4 protein-coding genes are annotated in these 5,598 nt (G+C 71.3%); all 4 read right to left on the reverse strand.

Translation table 11 applies throughout. The annotated features are described in order from the left end of the window. Positions 1-72: 72 nt before the first annotated feature. Positions 73-1,158 (reverse strand): GGDEF domain-containing protein, encoded by a 1,086-nt coding sequence (locus tag D183_RS0121335; protein WP_017910786.1) that lies wholly within the window; start codon positions 1,156-1,158, stop codon positions 73-75. A gap of 269 nt (positions 1,159-1,427) precedes the next feature. Beyond that, positions 1,428-2,504, reverse strand: a complete 1,077-nt coding sequence (locus D183_RS0121340) for a GGDEF domain-containing protein (RefSeq protein ID WP_017910787.1) — start codon at positions 2,502-2,504, stop codon at positions 1,428-1,430. Positions 2,505-2,798: 294 nt separating this feature from the next. Further along, positions 2,799-3,845, reverse strand: coding sequence for a right-handed parallel beta-helix repeat-containing protein (locus D183_RS0121345; protein ID WP_017910788.1), 1,047 nt, complete (start codon positions 3,843-3,845; stop codon positions 2,799-2,801). An 82-nt stretch (positions 3,846-3,927) separates the two neighbouring features. Then, positions 3,928-5,598, reverse strand: a 1,671-nt coding sequence (locus tag D183_RS0121350; protein ID WP_017910789.1) for a penicillin acylase family protein, incomplete at its 5' end; no start/stop codon positions are given.

Raw genomic sequence — 5,598 nt, forward strand, 5'->3', positions numbered from 1 at the left:
GCTCCGGTAGCGTGCGTGTTCGACGCCGGCGATGCGTGCCGCGGGATGCGGCTCCTTTCCGCGCACCTCCCGCTACGCCGGATCCGCCGTCGGCGCCGCGCTGTCGAGGGCGCCGTGCATGGCCGCCATGGGGGCTGGCCTTGTGGCGCTGTCCAGGTAGATCCGGCTCTTGCCGTCGCGCTTGGCCGCATACAGCGCACGGTCGGCACGCTTGAGCAGATCCGAGACGTCGCCGTCGGGATGCATGCGCGCGACCCCGGCGCTGAACGTGAAGGCCACGCCCTTGGCGCGGGTCTGGCGCACGCGTTCCAGCAGCCGCTGCAGCAGGGCATCGGTCTGCGCGTCGCTCATGCCGTCGAGCACGATGCCGAATTCCTCGCCGCCGAGCCGGCCGACCCGGCAGCCGTGTTCGAGCCGGGTCAGTTCGGCGGCCAGGGCCAGCAACACCGCATCGCCGACATCGTGGCCATGGCGGTCGTTGACCTGCTTGAAATCGTCGATGTCCAGCATCGCGAACTGCAGCGTGCCGCGGCGACCGCGCTCGGCCGCCAGCGCATGCAGTTGCGCCATCAGGGCGCGACGGTTGGCCAGCCCGGTCAGCGCATCGGTCTCGGAGATGCGCCGGTAGTCTTCCTTCAGGCGGTAGGTGATCAGCATGCTGCGCGCGAAGGTGCGGTTCATGGCCAGGCCGATCAGCGACACCGCGACGACCAGCAGCCCCAGCAGCATCGGGTCGCTGGCGGCCGCCGGTGGCAGTGACCGACCGCTCAGCATGATCGTCCAGGTGTATGCCAGCGCCAGCAGGTAGTCGCGCGTGAACGGGAACAGCAGATTGATGCCCAGGCACAGGGTGACCGTGGTCGGCAGCCACCAGAATTCGCCATGTACGCCCATCTGCCGCAGCTCGATCTGATACGCCCACGACAGCAGCAGCACGTACAGCGCGCCGCTCAGGCGCCAGTGCCAGAAGCGGCGGACCAGCAGGGTGCAGGCGGCGGTGCCGAGCAGCGCGGCCAGCAGGATCAAATTGACCAGGCCCCATGGTCGCTGCAGATACGGATTGAACAGCAGCGTCGCGACCCAGATCGACAGGGTCAGCGCTTGGATGGCGGTGGTCGACCGCCCCAGCAGGTGGCGGATGTACTCCGGGTACGTCATGTGCTGCCCAACGGCGCGTCCCGGCCGGTTCGTGATGTGCGGACGCCGACGCGCACGCGCTGGATCGATGGCAGCTTATCGGCATGCCGGCGTGGCGGCTTGAGTGGCCGCAGCGTCTGCGGTTCAGCCTGTTCGTGCCGCACGCAGCGGCGGTGAAGCGGGATGGACGTCTGCGCTGTCTGCGCCGGGCCTGATGCGCGTGCACCACGAGCGAGTGCGCTGCGGGGCGGCGGCATGCGCCGCCCCGCGGGGGCTGTTGGTACTGCGTGCTACAGCGACGTGGCGGCCGGCAGCGCGGGATCGCGCGCGAACGCCGCGGACGTGCCCGCCGACACCGGCGTGGCGCCGTCCAGGCGAAGGCTGCCGTTGCCCGCCTGCCGGGCGGCAGACAGCGCGCGGTCCGCGCGGGCGAGCAGGTCGGACAGTTCGCCGCCGGCCGGCAACGCGGCCAAGCCGACGCTGCAGGTGAAGCTGGCGCCATCCACGCGCAGGCCGCGGATGCGCTGCTGCAGGCGCTGCACCAGTGCGCTCGCCTTGTCCTGCGACACGCCCTCGAACAGCAGGCCGAACTCCTCGCCGCCGAGGCGGCCGACGCGGCAACGCGGGTCCAGCCGCACCAGTTCCGTCGCCAGCGCCTGCAGTACCGCATCGCCGACGTGGTGGCCGTGCTCGGCGCCGATCCGCTCGAAGTCGTCGATGTCCAGCATGGCCAACTGCACGGCGTGCTGGGTGCCGACCGCTGCCTGCAGGTCGGCCATCAGCGCGCGCCGGTTGGGGATGCCGGTCAGTGCGTCGGTCGCGGCCAGGCGCCGATAGCCTTCCTTCAGCGCGTGGTTGCTGCGCATGGTGGTGACGAAGATACGGTTCAACGCGAACCCGACCATGGTCACCGCCGCCACCAGGATCTCCAGCAGCGGCAGGTCGGCGGAGGCCGGCACCAGGCTGTCGTGCCAGCCGAGCATGATCGCCCAGGTGCAGGCCAGCGCCAGCAGATAGTCGCGCGCGTGGCAGAACAGCACGCTGTAGCCCAGGCTCAGGGTCACCGCCACCGGCAGCATCCAAGTCGCGCTGGCGTCGCCCATGTGATGCAGTTGCAGCCGGAACGCGGCATCGAATGCGATCACCGACAGGAAGGCGCCCAGCCGCCATTGCCAGAAGTGCCTGGCCATGCGCATGACCACGCCGCTGCCGAGCATGGCGGCGAACGCCAGCGCGTAGCGCGCGTCCAGTGGGTGGCTCAGGTAGGGGTTGCACAGCAGCAGCGCCAGCCACACGCACAGGGTCAGGCCCTGGATTGCCAGGATCGGCGTGTCGAGGGTGCGGCGGACATGAAGGTGGTAGTTCATCTGCTCTCCCAGAGCGCCGCGGCACTCCAGCGTCTGCGGCACGGCCGGTCGGTGGTCCAGCGCGGTCCGTCGGTCGCTGGGGCGTCGTCACCGGTTAGCGGCCGCTGCAGGCAGAGCTTTAATGGATGTGTCGCGGTGGGCGTGTCGCCGCCTGGGTGGTGGTCCGACACCCGCCTGGACGCGACCGGGCCTGCCGGTCACTCTGGTTCTGCCGCCACGCGCGGGTGGGCGCGCCCCGGCCGACCTGTTCAAGGCCGGCCGGGTGGCGTGCGCAGGCGCCGCGGCCGCGCGCGCTTACTCGAAGCGCACGCAGTGGCCGTAGCGTTCGGGCTGGATGTCGATGCCCGAGGCATCGGCCTGGTTGCTCTTGCGCCACAGGTTGGGGCGGAACTCCGGGCCGGTGCAGTTGGCCGCGCTGTCCACGCCGATGGTGTAGGTGTAGGGATTGCCGCGGAAGGTGTTGTTCTCGAAGGTGTTGTCCTGGCTCATGCTGTTGTCCCAGCACAGGATCTGCGGCGTGCGCTGGCGGATCGAGCAGGTCAGGTAGAGCCCGGCGCCCTTGTTGTCGATGAACTGGTTGCCCGCGAACAGGTTGCGCCGCGCGTCGGCCAGGTACACGCCCTGGCTGCCGTTGCGCTCCAGGCGGTTGTCGCGGATCTCGCTGTCTTCCAGGTGCTCGGTGGTGATGCCGGCGGCGACGTTGTCGTGGATCACGTTGTCGATCAGCTTGACCTTGGCGGTGCGGTTGAACGACACCCCGTCCCAGGTCGCACCGGACACGTCGTTGTGCGCGATCAGCAGGTCGCGGCTGTCGAACTCGCTGAGCAGGCAGGCGCTGCGGCACTTGCTCACCCGCAGGTGGGTCAGCTGGATGTTCTGGCCGTTGCGCACCACCACCAGGCTGTTGCTGAGGTACGGGCGCTCGGGCATGAACTCCTTGTCGATGGTGCCGCCGACGATCTGCAACTGCTCCACGCGCACGTCGCGGATCGGCCGCATGGGGCGCTCGTTCTGGTAGTCGCCGATGACGATGGTGGGTTGCTGCACGTGGTCGCGCATGCGCAGCACGGTGCTGTCGCCCTGGCCGCGCAGGCGCAGGCCGTCGCGCTGGATCGAGATCAGCTTGCCGACCGGGAACTCGCCGGCGCTCAGGCACACGGTGGCGGGTTTGCCGTCGTTGGGGACGCGGTCGATCGCGGCCTGCAGATCGTCGCCGGGTTGGGCGCGCACGCTGCAGTCGGAGGCGGCCGCGGGCGCGTCGGCAGCCGGCGTGGCACAGGCGGAAAACGACACGGCCGCGGCGAGCGGCAGCAACAGGGCGAGCAGGGGAGGGCGCTTCATCGGTAGGCAGACTCGGCAGTGGGGGAAGTGGGAAGGCAGGCCGGCGTCTGCGGGCGGACGCCGGCGCGGAGCCGATCGCGGGTCATTGTGGTGCGGACGGGCTTAATGTCAGCGTGTGCCGGGTCGGGCCGGGCAGGAACTTTGTGGCGCGGCCCTGCACCCAGTCGGCGTGGCCGGCGCCCCAGAACGGCGACAGCGGGTGGCCGCTCTGGCCGCCGGGCATGTGCACGATGCCGTCGGCCTCGTGGCCCGGTGCCACCACCATGCGCTCGGAGGCGCCGAACGCCGGGCGCTGCACCCGCGGCATGTCGTCGTCGCCGGGCAGCGGCGTGTCCGGCATGCACAGCCAGCCGCGCAGCGGCCCGGGCAGGCCCTGCGCCAGCGGATGGCAGATCGCCGCACGGTTCTCCTGGCCCCAGCGGCGTGTGTCCAGCGGGCCATCGGCCTGCAGGTGCGTGCGCACCTCGGCGGCGGCGTCTTCCAGCAGCGCCTGCCAGCTGCCGTAGCGGCGCGGCAGCAGGTGCAGCGGCTGTTGCTGCAGCAGCGGCCAGGCCACGCCTTCCAGTTGCGGCAGCGGCGGTGGCGCGGGCGCGGCATCTGCGTTCGATCCGGTACGGGCCGGCGCGATCAGGCCGTCGCGGATCCGGGTCAGCACCGCCAGGCGCCAGGCGCGCACCAGGGTGTAGCTCACCGAACCGGTGCTGGCGCGGCCTTCCCAGTGCTTGGCCGCTTGCGAGATGGCGTGCAGCGCCGGCGTCGCCGCACCGGCATCGCGTTGCTGCAGCAGCGCCCACCAGCGCTGCAGGAACAGGGCGCGGTCGTCGAGCTGGATCGCCAGCAACTGCCGTTCGTCGAGGTGCGGATGCAGGCGCAGGTCGTCGCGGATCTGCTGTGCGCGTGCGCCCAGCGCGTAGCCGCCGTCGCCGAGCGGTGCCAGTTCGGCGCCGCCGACCACGCGGGCATTGGCGGTCCACAATTGCCCGTCGGCGGGATCGATGCGTTGCGGCGACTGGCTGGTGGACAGCGGCCATGGCGCGCAGCGCGCCTGCGCCGGCACTGTCGCGCGCACGTCGTGCATCACCGCATCGGCCGCGCAGTGCGGGCCGCGCAGCGGCAGCGGGCCGAGCACGCGCCAGCCGATGTGGCCGTCGCGGTCGGCCAGCACCAGGTTCTGTGCCGGCGTGGCGATGTGCTGCGCACGGGCGAAAGCATCGGGCAGGGTGTCGGCGCGGGCGAAGTCGGCCAGCCCCAGATTCAGCGCACCCGGCAACTGCGCGGCCCAGCGCAACGCCAGCGCGCTGCCGTCGGGTTCGTGTTGCAGGATCGGGCCATAGGCGGTGTCTTCGACCTGCAGTTCGGTGTCGGGGGCGCCCGAGACCTTGATTCGTTCGCGGTGCACGGTGACCGGCGTGCAGCCGGGCTGCGCCACCGCGGCGCACGGCGTGAGCCGGTACCAGTCGGCGGTATCGGCATAGCTGTTGGTGAACCCCCAGGCGATGTGACCGTTGCTGCCGACGATCACCGCCGGCAGGCCGGGCAGCGAGAATCCGGACACGTCCACGTGGCCGCCCGGCGCCTGCGCATCGGCATAGCGCAGGCGCACACGGAACCACAGGCTGGGCGCGCGCAGGCCCAGATGCATGTCGTTGGCGACGATGGCGCGGCCGTCGGCGGTGCGGCTGCCGGCGATCGCCCAGTTGTTGCTGCCGGGCGCGCTGGTGGCGACCGCCTCGGTCGCGGCGGGGGCGGGCGC

It is taken from the genome of Xanthomonas sp. SHU 199 (assembly GCF_000364665.1).
GTDB lineage: Bacteria > Pseudomonadota > Gammaproteobacteria > Xanthomonadales > Xanthomonadaceae > Xanthomonas_A > Xanthomonas_A sontii.

Bases quoted from the DNA above. Each gene is read 5' to 3' on its own strand.
- D183_RS0121335 (WP_017910786.1), bottom strand. From the start codon at position 1,158: ATGACGTACCCGGAGTACATCCGCCACCTGCTGGGGCGGTCGACCACC.
- D183_RS0121340 (WP_017910787.1), bottom strand. From the start codon at position 2,504: ATGAACTACCACCTTCATGTCCGCCGCACCCTCGACACGCCGATCCTG.
- D183_RS0121345 (WP_017910788.1), bottom strand. From the start codon at position 3,845: ATGAAGCGCCCTCCCCTGCTCGCCCTGTTGCTGCCGCTCGCCGCGGCC.